General features: G+C 65.9%; 14 protein-coding genes. 13 read left to right on the forward strand and 1 reads right to left on the reverse strand.

From position 1 onward, the window contains the following. The first annotated feature begins 17 nt into the window (after positions 1 to 17). The 12 genes from BBA01S_RS31940 (at position 18) to BBA01S_RS31990 (ending at position 11,999) form a co-directional block, all read left to right on the forward strand. Positions 18 to 839 carry an amino acid ABC transporter ATP-binding protein gene (locus BBA01S_RS31940; protein ID WP_027819984.1) on the forward strand — a complete coding sequence of 274 codons (822 nt, stop codon included), beginning with the start codon at positions 18 to 20 and terminating at the stop codon, positions 837 to 839. Positions 840 to 849: 10 nt separating this feature from the next. Continuing rightward, positions 850 to 1,521 carry an amino acid ABC transporter permease gene (locus BBA01S_RS31945; RefSeq protein ID WP_027819985.1) on the forward strand — a complete coding sequence of 224 codons (672 nt, stop codon included), beginning with the start codon at positions 850 to 852 and terminating at the stop codon, positions 1,519 to 1,521. A 10-nt stretch (positions 1,522 to 1,531) separates the two neighbouring features. Beyond that, a complete protein-coding gene (locus BBA01S_RS31950; protein ID WP_027819986.1) occupies positions 1,532 to 2,197 on the forward strand; it encodes an amino acid ABC transporter permease in 666 nt (221 codons plus the stop codon). Positions 2,198 to 2,490: 293 nt separating this feature from the next. Then, on the forward strand, positions 2,491 to 3,795 hold the full coding sequence (locus tag BBA01S_RS43730; RefSeq protein WP_042298257.1) for a flavin-containing monooxygenase: 1,305 nt from the start codon (positions 2,491 to 2,493) through the stop codon (positions 3,793 to 3,795). Between the two features lie 38 nt (positions 3,796 to 3,833). After that, positions 3,834 to 4,559 (forward strand): SDR family NAD(P)-dependent oxidoreductase, encoded by a 726-nt coding sequence (locus BBA01S_RS31960; RefSeq protein ID WP_042298258.1) that lies wholly within the window; start codon positions 3,834 to 3,836, stop codon positions 4,557 to 4,559. 91 nt (positions 4,560 to 4,650) lie between these two features. Continuing rightward, positions 4,651 to 6,003, forward strand: a complete 1,353-nt coding sequence (locus BBA01S_RS31965) for an MFS transporter (protein ID WP_027819988.1) — start codon at positions 4,651 to 4,653, stop codon at positions 6,001 to 6,003. A gap of 49 nt (positions 6,004 to 6,052) precedes the next feature. Beyond that, positions 6,053 to 6,295, forward strand: a complete 243-nt coding sequence (locus tag BBA01S_RS47160) for a hypothetical protein (protein WP_052391992.1) — start codon at positions 6,053 to 6,055, stop codon at positions 6,293 to 6,295. A 27-nt stretch (positions 6,296 to 6,322) separates the two neighbouring features. Further along, positions 6,323 to 6,844, forward strand: coding sequence for an aspartate/glutamate racemase family protein (locus BBA01S_RS43735; protein WP_052391993.1), 522 nt, complete (start codon positions 6,323 to 6,325; stop codon positions 6,842 to 6,844). 205 nt (positions 6,845 to 7,049) lie between these two features. After that, positions 7,050 to 7,337: a YtcA family lipoprotein gene (locus BBA01S_RS31975; RefSeq protein ID WP_027819989.1), complete on the forward strand. Its 288-nt coding sequence runs from the start codon at positions 7,050 to 7,052 to the stop codon at positions 7,335 to 7,337. 1 nt (position 7,338) lies between these two features. Next, positions 7,339 to 8,391 (forward strand): multidrug transporter subunit MdtN, encoded by a 1,053-nt coding sequence (gene mdtN, locus BBA01S_RS31980; protein ID WP_027819990.1) that lies wholly within the window; start codon positions 7,339 to 7,341, stop codon positions 8,389 to 8,391. Next, complete coding sequence (locus BBA01S_RS31985; RefSeq protein ID WP_027819991.1) at positions 8,372 to 10,408, forward strand: FUSC family protein; 2,037 nt, start codon at positions 8,372 to 8,374, stop codon at positions 10,406 to 10,408. Before mdtN ends, BBA01S_RS31985 begins: the two co-directional genes overlap by 20 nt. After that, on the forward strand, positions 10,395 to 11,999 hold the full coding sequence (locus BBA01S_RS31990) for a TolC family protein (RefSeq protein WP_027819992.1): 1,605 nt from the start codon (positions 10,395 to 10,397) through the stop codon (positions 11,997 to 11,999). Before BBA01S_RS31985 ends, BBA01S_RS31990 begins: the two co-directional genes overlap by 14 nt. Before the next feature lie 18 nt (positions 12,000 to 12,017). On the opposite strand, the gene BBA01S_RS31995 is transcribed toward BBA01S_RS31990, so the two are convergent. Continuing rightward, positions 12,018 to 12,353, reverse strand: coding sequence for a DUF4148 domain-containing protein (locus BBA01S_RS31995; RefSeq protein ID WP_027819993.1), 336 nt, complete (start codon positions 12,351 to 12,353; stop codon positions 12,018 to 12,020). A 364-nt stretch (positions 12,354 to 12,717) separates the two neighbouring features. Here BBA01S_RS31995 and BBA01S_RS32000 point away from each other — a divergent pair, with 364 nt between their 5' ends. Further along, positions 12,718 to 15,969 (forward strand): efflux RND transporter permease subunit, encoded by a 3,252-nt coding sequence (locus BBA01S_RS32000; RefSeq protein ID WP_027819994.1) that lies wholly within the window; start codon positions 12,718 to 12,720, stop codon positions 15,967 to 15,969. Positions 15,970 to 15,972 lie beyond the last annotated feature (3 nt).

The raw sequence follows: 15,972 nt of genomic DNA on the forward strand, positions 1-15,972 counted from the left end.
CCGCTGGAGACTCACTCATGAATGCCCACACGTCCATCGCCACGCGGCCGCCCGACCTCGACGCGCCGCCGCTCGCGCCCGCCCCTTTCGTCGAGCTGCGCGACGTCTACAAGTCCTATGGCGAGCATCTCGTCGTGATGAACGGTCTGTCGCTCGACATGCAGGCCGACGAGCGGCTCGTCATCATCGGCCCGAGCGGCAGCGGCAAGAGTTCGCTGCTGCGCTGCATGATGGGACTCGAAGGCATCCAGGGCGGCGAAATCCGCTTCCAGGGCCGCCCCTATATGCGCGCCTCGAAAAGCCCCGCGCAACCAGCGCTAGACCGCGCGCTGCAACGCCAGGTCGGCATGGTGTTCCAGCACTACACGCTGTTTCCGCACCTTTCGGTGCTCGGCAATCTCGTGCTCGCGCCGATGAAAAGCGGCGGCATGTCGCGCCGCGACGCCACCGAACGCGCGCGCGCCTATCTCGCGCGGCTGGGCCTGGAAAGCAAGCTGCACGCGTACCCGAGCCAGTTGTCGGGCGGGCAGAAGCAGCGTGTCGCCATCGCGCGTGCGCTCATGCTCGAACCGCGCCTGATGCTGTTCGACGAAGTGACCTCGGCGCTCGATCCCGAGATGGTGGTCGAAGTCCAGAACGTCATGCTGCAACTCGCCGATCAAAAAATGGCAATGATCGTCGTCACGCACGACATGCATTTCGCGCGCGACATCGCTACGCGCGCGATCTTCTGTGCCAACGGTTCGATCGTCGAGCAAGGGCCGCCTGCGCAGTTGTTCCGCCACCCGCGCGAGGCCCGCACGCGCGAGTTTCTCGACAAAGTGCTGCATCCCGGCTGAGGTCAAACGCATGCACTATCAATTCGACTTTTCCTTTCTCTCCGGCCACTTTGGTGCGCTGCTCGGCGGTCTTGGCATCACGCTCGAACTGACGCTGATCGCGAACCTGATCGGCGTGACGCTGGGCTTCGCGCTGTGCCTGCTCTCGATGAGCCGCCATGCGGTGCTGCGCCTGCCCGCGCGCGCCTATATCGAGTTCTTTCGCTGCACGCCCGCGCTCTTGCAGATCGCCTGGTTCTTCTACTGCGTGCCGATGATGTTCGACGTTTTCATCGGGCCGGTTGCGCTCGGCATTCTCGCGCTGGGCCTCAACCTCACGGCGTTCAATGCGGAGGCGTATCGAGCAGGCGTGCAGGCGGTGCCGCGCGAACATCTGGACGCCTGCGTCGCGCTCGGCCTGAAGCCGTGGCAGCGCACGCTCTATGTCGTGCTGCCCCAGGCGCTGCGCAGCGCGACGCCGATCCTCATGACCAATGGCATCGGCGCGTTGCAGCAGAGCGCGCTGGTGGCGGTCGTCGCGGTGGGCGACCTCATGTATGTCGGCAACCAGATCGCCACGGATACGTTCCGGCCGCTGGAAACCTATACGCTGATCGCCGGCGTCTATTTCGCGCTGTCCGTGCCAGCGGCGGCGCTCATCCGTCTCGTCGAGCGTCGCCAGGACCTCGCGATGCAGCGCTGAAGGAGCCGCCATGCCCGTTCATTTCGCCATCGTGCTGCCGTACTGGCACGTCCTGCTTCAAGGTCTCGCGACAACCGTTATGTTCACGCTGGGCTGCGCGCTCGCGGGCAGCCTCGGCGGCTTCGTGCTGAGCCTGCTGCGGCTCTCGCCCAATCGCTGGGTCAACGGCGCGGCCTCGCTATACGTCGAGCTCTTTCGTGGCACGCCGTTGCTGATCCAGTTGTTCTGGATTTTCTTCTGCCTGCCCGTGGTGCTCGGACTGGCGATTGCGCCTGCGGTGTCGGTGCTGGTGTCCCTCACGCTCTACATGATCGCTGTCACCAGCGAGACGTTTCGCGGCGCACTCAAGTCGATTGCCAGCGAGCAGCACGACGCCTGCATCGCGCTCGGCCTCACGCCCGCCGCGAAGATCCTCCACGTGATCTTTCCGCAGGCATTGTTGCGCGCGCTACCACCGCTGCTCTCGAACGTCGTCAGCCTGTTCAAGGAGAGCGCGCTGATATCGTCGGTCGGCATCGCCGATCTGATGCTCGTCGGCCAGAATATCTCCACCAATACGGCGCGGCCGGTGGAGTTCCTCACGACGGTCGGGGTCATCTATTTCCTGGTGGCGTTCCCGCTCACGCGCCTGGTCGGCATCGTGGAGACACGCTTGCTGCGCCGCTACGGAAGCTGATTCAGGTTCCTTTAATCCTTTAGCCCTTGCCGAACGGCCTCGCTTGCGAGGCCGTTTGCGTTTTGTCCCGCGCGTCAGGTCAGGGTAAATCCTGACCGCGTGTGTCCCCGGCACCGCATCGTGCGCCTGCTGCCAGCGCCAACGGCGCACGCCCTCTGCCATAGGACATGGCTATGCCACGCACCAGCGCTGGCATTCTTCACGCGAGTTTTTTGCTTTCCGATACTGGCTTCACCAGATGCGATTCGTCCTCGGGGCAGCGGCCCCGGAGCCAGCACACAAGGAGGTGAACCATGACGAAACAAGCACGCTATTGCGTGATCGGTGCCGGCGCTGCCGGCCTTGCCGCCCTCAAGACCCTGAGCGACGCGGGTATCGCGGTCGACTGCTACGAGAAGAGCGACCGGGTCGGCGGGCACTGGCACCATGACTACGACGCCCTGCACCTGATCACGCCAAAGAGCAGCTCGTTCTTCGACGGCTTTCCGATGCCCGAGTCGTATCCGATGTACCCCAGCCGCGACCAGGTAGCCGCCTATATGGTCAGCTACGCCGATCACTTCGGCCTGATGCCGATGATCCGCTTCAACACGGCAGTCGAGCGCATCGAGCCGCTGGGCGAGCGCGCCACCAACGGCTGGCGCGTCACGCTTGGCGACGGCGCGGTGCGCGACTACGCAGGCGTGCTGGTGGCGAATGGCCACCTCTGGAACCCGAGCATCCCCGCTGTCGGAGAGAGCTACACGGGCCGCTCGATTCATTCGGGCTCCTACCGTAATACCGGCGACATCGAAGGCCGTGTGCTGGTGGTCGGCTTCGGCAATTCCGGTTGCGACCTCGCCGTGGACGCTGCGCAAAGCCGCCTCGACGTCACCATCGCCATGCGCTGCGGCCAGGTGTTCCAGCCCAAGACGTTCTACGGCCTGCCGCGCGCCGAAGTGCCGTTCCTCAATGCGCTGCCGCCGGAAATGCAGAACATGGCGGCGTCCATGCTGATCCACACAGTGCTCGGCACTTACGAGAACTATCCCGGCATGCCCGCGCCGGAAACCTACGACCTCGAAAAGCAGCCGCCCGTCGTCAATTCGCTGCTGCTTTACTGGATCCAGCATGGCCGCATCAAGGTCGCGCCGGGCCTGCGCGCAATCGAAGGCAAGCGCGTGACCTTCACGGACGGCACCGAAAGCGAATACGACACGATTCTCTGGGCCACCGGCTTCAAGACCACGCTGCCGTTCCTCGATGCGTCGCTGCTCGAATGGCGCGACGGCGTGCCGCTGCGCACCGCCGCGATGACGCTGCCGACCGGCCTTGAATCGCTTTACTTCGTCGGCCTCGCTGCGCCGCGCGGTGCGCAATGGCCCGTGTACTGCGCGCAAAGCCAGTTGATCGCGCGCTTCATCGCGCTGCGCGAGCAAGGCGTGACGGATCTCGCCCAGCGGTTTAGCACCGAGCAAAGCCCCGATTCGCGCATCGACATCATCCGTCGCGTGTGGCAGCAGAACCTCGACGACACGCGCCGCTCGCTCGACGCGCTCGCCCAGCAGCACGGCAGCCTCACCTCGCCGGCGCAAGCCGAAGCGCAATTCGCGCTCTAACCTCAAACCGCAGTTCAACCGCACATTCGGACACTCGCATGAACACGCAGAAACTGGAACCGGCAGCACAGAAAAGCGTTCTCGTCACCGGCGCGAACTCGGGCATGGGGCGCGCGACGGCGCTGCGCTTCGCGGCCGAGGGCTGGCACGTCGTCGCGCTCGACGTGAGCGCATCGGCGCATGGCGTCGAGCCGAACATCACGCCCGCCACCGCCGATATTGGCGACGAAGCGGCGCTCGCCCAGGCCGTCGCCCACGCGCTAGAAGGCAAGCCGCGCCTTGCCGCCGTGGTGAACGCGGCCGGTATTTTCCCGACTTCCTCGCTGGAAAGTTTCGACACCGCGCTTTATCGGCGCATCTTCGACGTCAACGTGCTCGGCACGCTGAACGTCGCGCGCGTGGGCGCCAAACACATAGGCGACCACGGCGGCGCGATGCTGTTCTTCGCCTCGGTCGACGCGTTCGCGGTCTCGCGCAACCAGTTGCTGTACAGCGCTTCGAAAGCAGCCGTGGTGTCGATCACGCGCTCGCTCGCCATCGAACTCGCCGAGCAGCACATCACCGTCAACGCCATCGCGCCGGGCTGGGTGGACACCGAAGGCACGCGCCGCGGCGGCCGCATCGAAGCCGCGATCCCCGGCATTCCGCTGCACCGCGCGGCATCGGTCGATGAAATCGCCACGTGGGTGTGGAACCTGGCGCACGAACCGTCCTATATCACTGGCGAAACGCTGTGCATCGCGGGCGGCGTCTTCATGCGATAGCACGCCGCCGTGCACGGGCGCGGGCGCGGGCATTTTTGACGCGCTCGCGCCATCGCCTCGAATGAATCATGATGATGTGAGGAGAGCTTAAATGGGTGCGAAAAACCTTTCGTCTAACGAATTATCTGCGTATATGCAGCCTGCCGAAGCACGCCACGCCGACGTGTCCGCGCTGCGGCGCGCCGTCGTCGGCGTGACGTGCGGCAACATGATCGAATGGTTCGATTTCGCGCTGTACTCGTCGCTGGCAACGATCATCGGCAATGTGTTCTTCAAGAACCAGAGCCACGCGACCCAATTGCTCTCGATCTACGCGACCTTTGCCGCGGGGTTTCTGATCCGCCCCATCGGCAGCTTCGTGTTCGGCCCGATCGGCGACCGCTACGGGCGGCGCACCGCGCTCACGCTCAGCATCGCGCTGATGTCGATCGCCACCTTTTGCATCGCCGTGCTGCCCGGCTACGATTCGATCGGCGCGGCCGCGCCCGTCCTGCTGCTCGTCATCCGCCTGCTGCAAGGCCTGTCGACCGGCGGCGAATACGGCGGCTCCTGCACCTTCATCGCCGAACACGCGCCCGACCGCAAGCGCTCGTTTCTCACCAGCTGGCTCGAATTCGGCAATATCTCCGGCTTCCTGCTGGGCGGCGCGGTGGTGAATGCGCTGATGTTCTCGCTCGGCGAAACGACCATGGCCGCGTGGGGCTGGCGCATTCCGTTCGTGATCGCAGGTTTGACCGGACTGGTCGCACTGTACCTGCGCCTGAACGTGGACGAATCGCCGGTCTTCAAGCAGATGCAGCAGAACGAGGCGCAACAGAAGCATCTGGCCCACACGCAGCGTTTCGTCGACCTGCTGCTTGCGGAATGGCCGCAACTGCTCAAATGCGCGGGCTTGACCGCCGTGTTCAATATCACCTATTACGTGGCGCTCGGTTACGTGCCCGGCTATCTGGCCGATGTGGCAGGTCATCCGGTGGAGTTCGGCAATCTGCTGGCCATGATCGCCACGCTCGTGATGCTCGCGCTGATTCCGCTGTCGGGGCGCCTCGCGGATCGCATCGGCGGCACGAAGATGATCATGCTCGGCTGCCTGGTCATCATCGTCGGCGCGGTGCCGGCGTTCAGCCTGTTGCGCAGCCAGAGCGTGGCCGTGGTCTTTGCGGCGCTGATGCTGCTGGTGTTCGCCCAGGTGCTGTTCGAAGGTTCGATGCCCGCTACGCTTGTCTCGCTGTTTCGCGCGCCGGTTCGCTATAGCGGCCTGGCGATCAGCTACAACGTGTCCGTGTCGCTGCTCGGCGGCACTGCGCCGCTCATCAATACATGGCTGATCCATCGCACCGGCAATCCCGTGATTCCCGCCTGGTACCTGATTGGCGGCGCGTTGCTGGGGCTTGTTGCGCTGCGCTTCGTGAAGGACATGACGGGCAAGCCGCTTCCCATGTGAAAGTCGATCCACGTTCAAGCCCATTGAATATTCAAGAGGATCACTAATCATGAGAATCTGCTGGATCCAGCCCACCACGAAACTTGCCGATCTCGCGCCGGTCTGGGCCACGCTGGAAGCGGAAATGCCGCCGCTGCTCGCCCCCGGCAATGTGGTCGAGTTCCGCTATACGCGGCAGAGCACGAATTTCACGCGCTCGTCCTATGCCGAACATCTGAACTCGGTCGCCATGATGGACGAGGCCATCGGCGCGGCGCGCGACGGCTACGACGGCGTGTATTTCGGCTGCTGAAACGATCCGCTTTGGGAAACGCGCGAGGTGCTCGACATTCCCGTTGCGTCGGTCGGCGAGCAGGCGATGCTGGCCGCACTCGCGATGGGGCAGCGTTTCGCCGTGGTCACCGTGGCGGAGAAAACCGCGGCGGCCATCGAGCGGGACATTGCGCTCTATGGCCTGCGCGAGCGCGCCATCGTGCGGCCCGCCCGCGCGATCTCGCCGGAGTCGGATGCTTCCTTGCTGCTGGGCGCGGTGCGCGATCCATGGGAAGCGTTCATTCCGCGTTTCGAGGCGGCGGCGCGCACCTGCATCGCGGACGGCGCCGACGTCATCCTGGTCGGTTGCGCCTGGTACGGCCCGTTGCTGCGGCGCGCGGGCTATGCGCATGTTTCAGGCACGGGCATCCCGGTGGTCGATTCGACCACGGTCGCCCTGAAGTACCTGGAAGCGATGATCGAAGTCGCGAAGGTGACGTCGCTCGTCAAGTCGCAGGGCGCGTTGTTCCGTACGCCGCCTCGCGAAAAGATCGCGCAGGCCCGCGCGGCAATCGGGCCGATGCGGTAACCGGCAAACCTTCGTTATTAAGCCACCGCCGGGATTCAACCAATACGCTGCACCGCCGAAAGGCGCTGCGGCGTTCCGCGCTATGATGGTGAGCCTCGCCGCTCAGAACAATATGTCGAAGCGACCTGCAAGCCGCCGCGTGTCAGCCAATTGCAGGGAAAGGCAGACGAGTGGGAATCCAGTTCTTGTTCCAGTCACGAAAGCGATGAAACAACGTACATGGCCCAGATCCGCTACCGCCTGTTCACTCCTGGCAACCGCGCCGCTTGCAGGTTGCGCCGCGCACGGCGCGCCGTCCTTTGCGCTATTCGGCGCGTACTTCCCCTTCTGGCTGACCAGCGCGATCGCGGGCGTCGTGGGCGCGCTCATCGCCCATCGCGTCTTCGTCAAGACCGGCTGGGCCCGCGAAGTGCCTTACCAGTTGTCCGTGTGCACGGCGCTGGGCGTGATCGTCGGCGTGACCGTCTGGCTGCTGGGAACGGGAGCGCTCTGAGATGAAAATGGCTGGCGCGCCCTCCTCACCCGCCTGGAAAGGCCGCGCGATTGCGGCCGTGATCGTCGTGCTGGGCGCGGCGGCGCTCTGGTATGCGTACGACCGCTCGACGCGTTATCCCTCGACCGACGATGCGAGCATCGACGCCGATGTCGTGCACGTCGCCTCGCCGGTGGGCGGGCGCATCGTGCGCGTGCCGGTCGAAGAGAACGCGCACGTCGCGAAGGGCGACGTGCTGTTCGAGATCGATCCCGTGCCGTACCGGCTGGCCGTCCAGCAGGCGCAAGCCGAAGTCGAAGTGGCGCGCGCGGCGCTGGCCACGCGCAGGAGGTCAGTGATCGGCGAGACCTCGAACGCCACGCTCGCCGCCGACCAGACGCGCCGCGCGACCCACAATTACGATCTCGCGGCGCGCAGCGTCGAGCGCCTGCGCCCGCTTGCAGCCCAGGGTTATGTATCGGCGCAGCAGTTCGACCAGGCGGTCGTTGCGCAGCGCGACGCGAGCGTGTCGCTGGAACAGGCCAGGGTGCAGCAGAAGTCCTCGGCGCAGACCATCGGCGACGACGCCGACGCCATCGCGTCCCTGCATGCGCGCGAAGCAGCGCTGGCGCGCGCCCAGCATGCGCTCGACGATACGGTCGTGCGTGCGCCGTTCGACGGCTACGTGACGGGCCTGTCGATTCTCGCGGGCGAAACCGTCGCACCGAACCAATCGATTTTCACGCTGATCCACGCGGGCGAATGGTTCGCCGTGGCGAACTTTCGCGAGACAGCGCTGGGCGCAATCGACATAGGCGACTGCGCGACCGTGTATTCGATGATCGACCGCAAGCAGGCGATGAGCGGCAAGGTCATCGGCATCGGCGCGGGCATTGCCGACACCGATCGCATCAATATTCCGCACAGCCTGCCTTACGTGCAGCAGTCGGTGAACTGGGTGCGGGTCTCGCAGCGCTTCCCGGTGCGCGTGCGGATCGAAACGCCGCCCGCGAAGCTGGTGCGCATCGGCGCGAGCGCGATCGTCGAGGTTCGCCATGGCCAGTCCTGCCGCTGAGATCCGTGCCGATCTACGCAGCGAAGTCGCGGGCGACGTCAACGCGCCGCGGCCGCGCGAAATCCTGCGCCTGCTCGCGCCGTTTCCAGGCCGCGCGTCGATCGTCACGCGCATCGCGCTGATCTGTGCGCTCACGGTACTCGTCGCCAGCGCTTACGGCACGCCCGAAGCCGCGACGTCGGCGTATATCGTGTTCTTTCTGAACCGGCCGGATCGCGTCACCAGCATCGTCATGTCCAGCGCGCTGTTTCTGCTCGTCACGGCGATCATCGGCATTGTGATGGTGTTCGCGATCTTCTCCATCGACGTGCCCGCGCTGCGCGTCGGCTGCATGGCGCTGCTTTCGTTCGGATTGCTATTCGTTACGTCGGCGAGCAAATTGCGGCCAGTTGGCGCGATTGTGGCGATGATCGTCGGGTTCGGGCTGGACGAGCTGGGGCTCGCACCAGTCGGCGAAGCGGCCACGCGCGGGCTGCTCTATGCGTGGCTGTTCGTGGCGATTCCGATTGGCCTGGCAATCGTCGTGAACCTGCTGATCGGGCCGTCGCCGCGGCGACTGGCTTCGGCGAAACTCGCGGGCCGCTTGAAACTTGCCGCCGTCTGTTTGACGGACGCTGCAAGCGCAGCTCAACGCGCTGCCTTCGAAGCCGCTTTGCGCGAAGGCGATCATCAGATCATGACGTGGCTGAAGATGGCGACGCTCGAAGGCACGTTGAAGCCTGTTGATGCCGCGGCGTTGCGCCAGGCGGCTAATTCAACGACCGCGATCCTCGTCGCGACGGATCTCGCCGCGAACGAGCCCGGCGCGCGTTTGCCGCACGACGTTGCAGCGCCATTCGCCGACACCTTGATGCAGATGGCCGCGATGCTCGACGCGGGCGGCTATCCCGTGGACGTGGCCGCGCCCGCCGTCGATGCCCAAACGCTCGCGCCGCTTGCCGCTGTCGTCGTCGCCGATCTACGCGCGGCGCTTGAATATTTCGCGCTAGCGCCTGAAACACCGCCGCCTGCAAACGACACCCCCGCTCCGCACAAAGGCTTCTTCGACGCCGACGCCTTCACCAATCCCGACCACGTCCGCTACGCGCTCAAGACCACGGCGGCGGCGATGTTCTGCTACCTGCTCTATCAGCAGCTCGACTGGCAGGGCATTCATACGTGCTTCATCACGTGCTACATGGTGTCGCTCGGCACGACCGCCGAAACCGTCGAAAAACTCACGCTGCGCATCGCGGGCTGCCTGATCGGCGCGCTGCTGGGCACGGCGGCAATCGTGTTCGTAACGCCGGCGCTGACGTCGGCCGGGCAGCTGATGGCGCTTGTTTTCGTGGGCGCGTGGCTGGCCGGTTGGGTCGCGATGGGTTCGCCGCGCATCGCCTATGCGGGCATGCAGATCGCCTTCGCGTTTTTCCTGTGCGTGATCCAGGGCGCGGCGCCCGCGTTCGACCTGACGCTCGCGCGCGACCGTGCAATCGGCATCCTGATCGGCAATATGGTGGTCTATCTGGTGTTCACGCGCGTGTGGCCGGTGAGCATCGCGGGCAGTATCGATACGGCGCTCGCGAAGCTGGTCGCGCAGTGGACGCGCATCGCCCACGCCAGCGACGCCGCCACGCGCCGCGCGCTTGCCGCCGGAGCTTTGGCGGAGTACGGCGGGTTGCGTCAGAACCTGGGCCTGATCCACTACGAGCCTTCGTGGGTGCGCCCCGCGCCCGCATGGATCGCCAGCCGACGACGCGCGCTTGCCGAACTCAGCGCACTGGAAGCCCCGCTTTTCCTCGCGGCAGGACGCGCGGGCGTGGAAGGCGAAGCGCGCCTCGACGATCTTGCGCGGCAGCTTGCGCCTGCCAGCGAGGCCCAAGCGCGAACCGGGACGCCATCGAACGCAACTTCCACCGATCCCGGCGTGAACGCATTGCTCGACCTCATCGCGCAACGCTACGCGCGCATTCCCGCCATCCACCCGCCAGCCCAGCCTGCCACGCCCAAGGAGACGCCGACCGATGCGCGCCCCTGAACCGACGACGCCGCATTCGCTCCCATTGGCCGCCGTGTTGGCCCTTGCCGTCGCCGTGAGCGGACTCGCCGGATGCGCCACGTCCTCGCTCGATCTCGCGCCGCCCGCCGCCGACCGTCCCTGGCAGCCTCAAACCGATAGCGCGGGCAACCTCGTGCCGGGGCCGTCGCTTCATATCGCGGATACCGATGGCGATGCCAAGCGCGCAGGCTACACCTTGCCGCGCAGCGCAACGCTTTCGCATATCGAACCCGCCGCCGCGCTCGACGCCAACCACGCGTACACCCTGCCCGAACTCATCGATATCGCGGAGTCCGCCAATCCGCTCACGCGCGTCGCCTGGAACGACGCACGCAACGCCGCGCTCGCGGCGGGCATAGCAAAAACCGCGTACCTGCCACAGCTCACCGCGACCGCGATGGGCGGCTACCAGGCGTCCAGCGGCTCGACCACGACCCTGCTTGGCAACACGTCCACGAGTTCGGAGATTCACGGCACGGTGTCGGTGCTCTCGCTGCAATGGCTGCTGTTCGATTTCGGCGGGCGGCGCGCACGCGTCGATGCCGCGAACCAGATATCGCTCGCCGCGAACATCGCGTTCACCGCCGTCCATCAGCAGGTGATTCACGACGTCAGCGTCGCGTACTACACCTACGCCGCCGCAGCGGCGCGCGCGCACACGACGCAGCAGGCGCTCGACAACGCCGATGGCATTCTCGCCGCCGCACGCGCGCGCCTCAAGCAAGGCGTGGGCACCGTGGTCGAACTCGCCCAGGCCACGCAGAACCGCGCCCAGGCCAACCTCGCCAAAGTGCAGGCCGACGGCATGGCGAGCGACAGTTACCTGAACCTGGTATCGGCGCTTGGCATTTCGCCGTTGTCGAAGCCGACCATCGCCGCGTTGCCGCCGCGCACGCTCTCGCCCGCGCTGCATCAGCCGGTCGAGCAGATCGTCGCGGACGCCATCGCGCGCCGCCCCGACGTGCAGAGCGCCTACGCGCTCGAACAGGCCAACCAGGCGAAGATTCGCGCCGCCGAAGCCGCATTCATGCCGAAGGTGTTTCTCTCCGCATCGGCGGCCTATGGCACGGGTACGACCGCAATCACGGCGATCCCGCCCGTCGGCGACCAGGCGGCCACGGTGAACCTGAACGGCAGCCGCCGCAGCGGCAGCATCTTCCTGGGCGTGACGATCCCGCTCTACGACGGCGGCCTGCGCTCCGCCGTGCTGATGCAGGCGCGCAACGACGCGGACAGCGCCGCCGCGAAATCGACCCACACGCGCGACGAAGCCGTGCGCCAGATCGTCTCCGCGCAGAACACGCTCGCCACGAGCCTGGCCGCGAACGGCGCGGCGAAGGCGCTGCTCGACGCCACGCAGACGACTTACGATGCGGCGTTCGCGGCGTACCGGCACGGCGTCGGCTCGATTGCCGATGCGCTGCTTGCGCAGAACCAGTTGCTCGCCGCGCAGAACGCCTATGCGGACAGCTACAGCGCCGCGCTGGCCGCCGCCGCGACGCTGGCGCTGGCGACCGGAGAAATCGGCGCCGCCCCACCGGACGGCAGCGCCGCCTGGCAGGGCGATTGAGTCGCAACGGCCGCTCGCTTACGAGTGCGCGTAGATCGGCTCCAGGCCCACGACGTCGTTCTGCGCATTGTCGGATGCGCCGCGCACCGCGCGCACGCCCGTCGCCGAGCTGCCGTTCGAACCTGCGCCATACGCCGAGTTCGCCGCGTGGTTCTGCGCATCGACACGCGCCTGGGCAGCTTGCAGGTTCTGCGGGTACTGCGTGTAATCGGCCGCCGGGTTGTAGCCCGCCTTTTCCAGTTGCACGAGTTCGGCGCGAACCTGGGCGCGGGTGACCGGCTCGTTCGATTGAGCGAACGACACGGCGGGAACGGCGACGGCAACAGCGACGAGCAGCGTTTGAACGAGTTTCATGGCTTTTCTCCAGCGGATTAAGTAGGGATTCGTCGATCCAGCCGGCTGCTTGCGCTTTCGCTTTCGTTCCTGCTTTCGCGCTGCAGCTGACTGGCTTGGGTGTATTTGAACGCCCAGACGTATCCCGCTTGTGTCCGCTCACTGCCCTTCCTGCAAGCCAGCGTGTCTGTGTACGCGTCAGATACACGGCGATACAAAAATGGCCGCCGCGAGCCCGCGCGCGGGGCGCTGCGACCCCACATTTCAAATTCGTAATCCAGCGGTCAGGCTCCGGCAAAGCCCCGCCCCGCACACTGCGAACCTCCATACCGTCGCGCTTCGGTTGCACGAAAAACGCGCGACTTCACGCTCATACAGGTTCGTCATGTGGATTGTCCGGCTCGCCCTGCGCCGTCCCTATACCTTCGCCGTGCTCGCGATTCTCATTCTGATCGCGGGCCCGCTCGCGATCCTGCGCACGCCGACCGACATCTTTCCTAACATCGACATTCCGGTCGTCAGCATCGTCTGGTCGTACAACGGCTTTTCGGCGCAGGACATGGCGCAGCGCATCACATCGAACTACGAGCGCGCGCTGACCTCGGACGTCGACGATATCGAGCACATCGAGTCGCAGTCGCTCAACGGCGTGTCGGTCATCAAGGTGTTCTTCCATCCGGGCGCGGACATCAACCGCGCCATCGCGCAGGCCGCCAGCAATTCGGCGTCGATCCTGCGCGTGCTGCCGCCCGGCACGCTGCCGCCGAACATCATCACGTACAACGCCTCGACGGTGCCGATCCTGCAACTGGGCCTGTCCAGCGCGACGCTCGCCGAGCAGCAGCTCTACGACCTGGGCAACAGCTTTATCCGCACCCAGCTCGCGACCGTGCAGGGCGCGTCGGTGCCGCTGCCGTTCGGCGGCAAGGTGCGCCAGATCGTCGTCGATATCGACCCGCACGCGCTGCAGGCGAAGGGGCTCGCGCCGCTCGACGTGGTCAACGCCATCAACGCGCAGAACCTCATCCTGCCGGGCGGCACCGCGAAGATCGGCGCGCGTGAATACAACGTGCAGATGAACGGCAGCACGGACAGCATCGCCGCGCTCAACAACCTGCCCGTCAAGACCGTGAACGGCAGCGTGGTCTATGTGCGCGACGTCGCTCACGTGCGCGACGGCTACGCGCCGCAAACCAATATCGTGCGCAGCAACGGCAAGCGCGCGGCGCTGCTCACCGTCGAGAAGACCGGCAACACCTCCACGCTGTCGATCATCAGCCAGGTCAAGTCGCTGCTGCCGCATATCGCGGCGGGCCTGCCGAAAGCGCTCACGATCACGCCGCTGGGCGACCAGTCCGTGTTCGTGAAGTCGGCGATCAGCGGCGTGGTGCGCGAGGCGATCATTGCCGCCTGCCTCACCGCGCTCATGATCCTGCTGTTCCTCGGCAGCTGGCGCGCGACGCTCATCATCGCCGTGTCGATTCCGCTGGCCGTGCTCACGTCGATCCTCGCGCTCTCCGCGCTCGGCCAGACCATCAACATCATGACGCTGGGCGGACTCGCGCTGGCCGTCGGCATACTCGTTGACGACGCAACGGTCGCGATCGAGAACATCACGCATCACCTCGAAAACGGCGAGCCGCTGTTCGACGCGATCCTCAACGGCTCGGGCGAGATCGCCGTGCCGACCTTCGTGTCCACACTGTCCATCTGCATCGTGTTCGCACCGATGTTCCTGCTCACGGGCGTCGCGCACTATCTGTTCGTGCCGATGGCCGAAGCGGTGATCTTCGCGATGTGCGCCTCGTACTTCTTCTCGCGCACGCTGGTGCCCACGCTCGCGCTCTATCTGCTCAAGCCGCGCGCCCCCGCCACGCGCCCCGCGAACGCGCTGGTGGCGCGCATGCAGCGCCTGCAAGGCGCGTTCGAGGCGCGCTTTGAAGCGCTGCGCCACGGCTATCGCGCGACGCTTGCCGGCGCGATTGCCCAGCGCCGCCGCTTCGTGCCCGTGTTCCTTGCCTGCTGCGTGGCCTCGCTCGCGCTGCTGTTCTTCACGGGCCGCGACTTTTTCCCGAGCGTCGATACCGGCGAAATCCGCCTGCATCTGCGCGCGCCCACCGGCACCCGCATCGAGCAGACCGCGCGCCTGACCGACCAGGTGGAGGCGGCGATCCGCACGATCATTCCGGCGAACGAGCAAGGCGCGATACTCGACAACATCGGCGTGCCGGTGAGCGGCATCAACCTCACCTACGATTCGTCCGATCCAGTAGGCGCGGGCGACGCCGACGTGATGATCTCGCTGAAGCCCGGCCATCGTCCGACGGCGCAGTACGTGAGCGAGTTGCGCAAGCAGTTGCCCAAGGCGTTCCCGGGCGTGAGCTTTGCGTTCCTGCCTGCGGACATCGTCAGCCAGATCCTCAACTTCGGCCTGCCTGCGCCGATCGATATTCAGATCGTCGGCAACAAGCTGGCCGCGAACCGCGTCGTCGCCGACGACCTGCTCGCAAAGCTGCGCCACGTACGCGGCCTTGTCGATGCGCGCATCCAGCAGCCCGGCGACGCGCCCGCCATCAATATCGACGTCGATCGCACCAAGGCGATGCAGGCGGGCCTGCTGCAACGCGACGTCGCGCAGAACCTGCTGATCGCGCTCTCCGGCAGTTCGCAGACAACGCCGAACTTCTGGCTCGATCCGAAGAACGGCGTCAGCTATCCGCTGCTGGTGATGGTGCCGCAGTACGACGAAAACTCCTTGCAGGCGCTGGCGAATCTGCCTTTGAGCGGGTCGGTTGCTGCAAGCAATGCGGGCAAAGGTGCGCCGGTGCAGAACCTGCTTGGTTCGCTGGGCACCTTCACGCGCGCCACCCAGCAAGCCGTGGTATCGCACTACAACGTGCAGCCGGTGCTCGATATCTTCGGCTCGGTGCAGGGGCGCGATCTGGGCGCGGTCGCCAACGATGTCGCCAAGCTCGTGGACAGCGAAAAAGCCAAGCTGCCGCCCGGTTCGTCCATCGTCGTGCGCGGCCAGGTGCAGGCGATGCACGAAGCGTTCTCCGGACTCCTGAGCGGTCTCGTGTTCGCCATCGCGCTCGTCTATCTGCTGATGGTCGTGAATTTCCAGTCGTGGCTCGATCCGCTCGTGATCCTGAGCGGCCTGCCCGCCTCGCTCGCGGGCATTGTCTGGATGCTGTTCGCCACCGACACCACGCTCAGCGTGCCTGCGCTCACCGGGACGATCCTGTGCATCGGCATCGCCACGGCCAACAGCATTCTCGTCGTCACCGCCGCGCGCGAGCGGCTCGCGCAGGGCGCGACGCCCTTCGAAGCCGCCGAACAGGCCGGTTTCACGCGCTTTCGCCCCGTCATGATGACGGCGCTCGCGATGTTGATTGGCATGTTGCCGATGGCACTCGGTCTCGGCGACGGCGGCGAGCAGAACGCGCCGCTCGGGCGCGCGGTGATTGGCGGGCTCGCGTGCGGGACGGTTTCGACGCTGCTGTTCGTGCCCGTGGTGTTCGCCATCGTGCATGGCTGGCTCGCGCGCCGCAAAGCGCGCAAGGCCGACCAGGAAAACACCATGCTGCAAGCTCCCGCCAACGAGCCCGCCAGCGAGCCTGCTGACGCCGGCCAGTAACGC

The sequence above is a fragment of the Paraburkholderia bannensis NBRC 103871 genome, assembly GCF_000685015.1.
Taxonomy (GTDB): domain Bacteria; phylum Pseudomonadota; class Gammaproteobacteria; order Burkholderiales; family Burkholderiaceae; genus Paraburkholderia; species Paraburkholderia bannensis.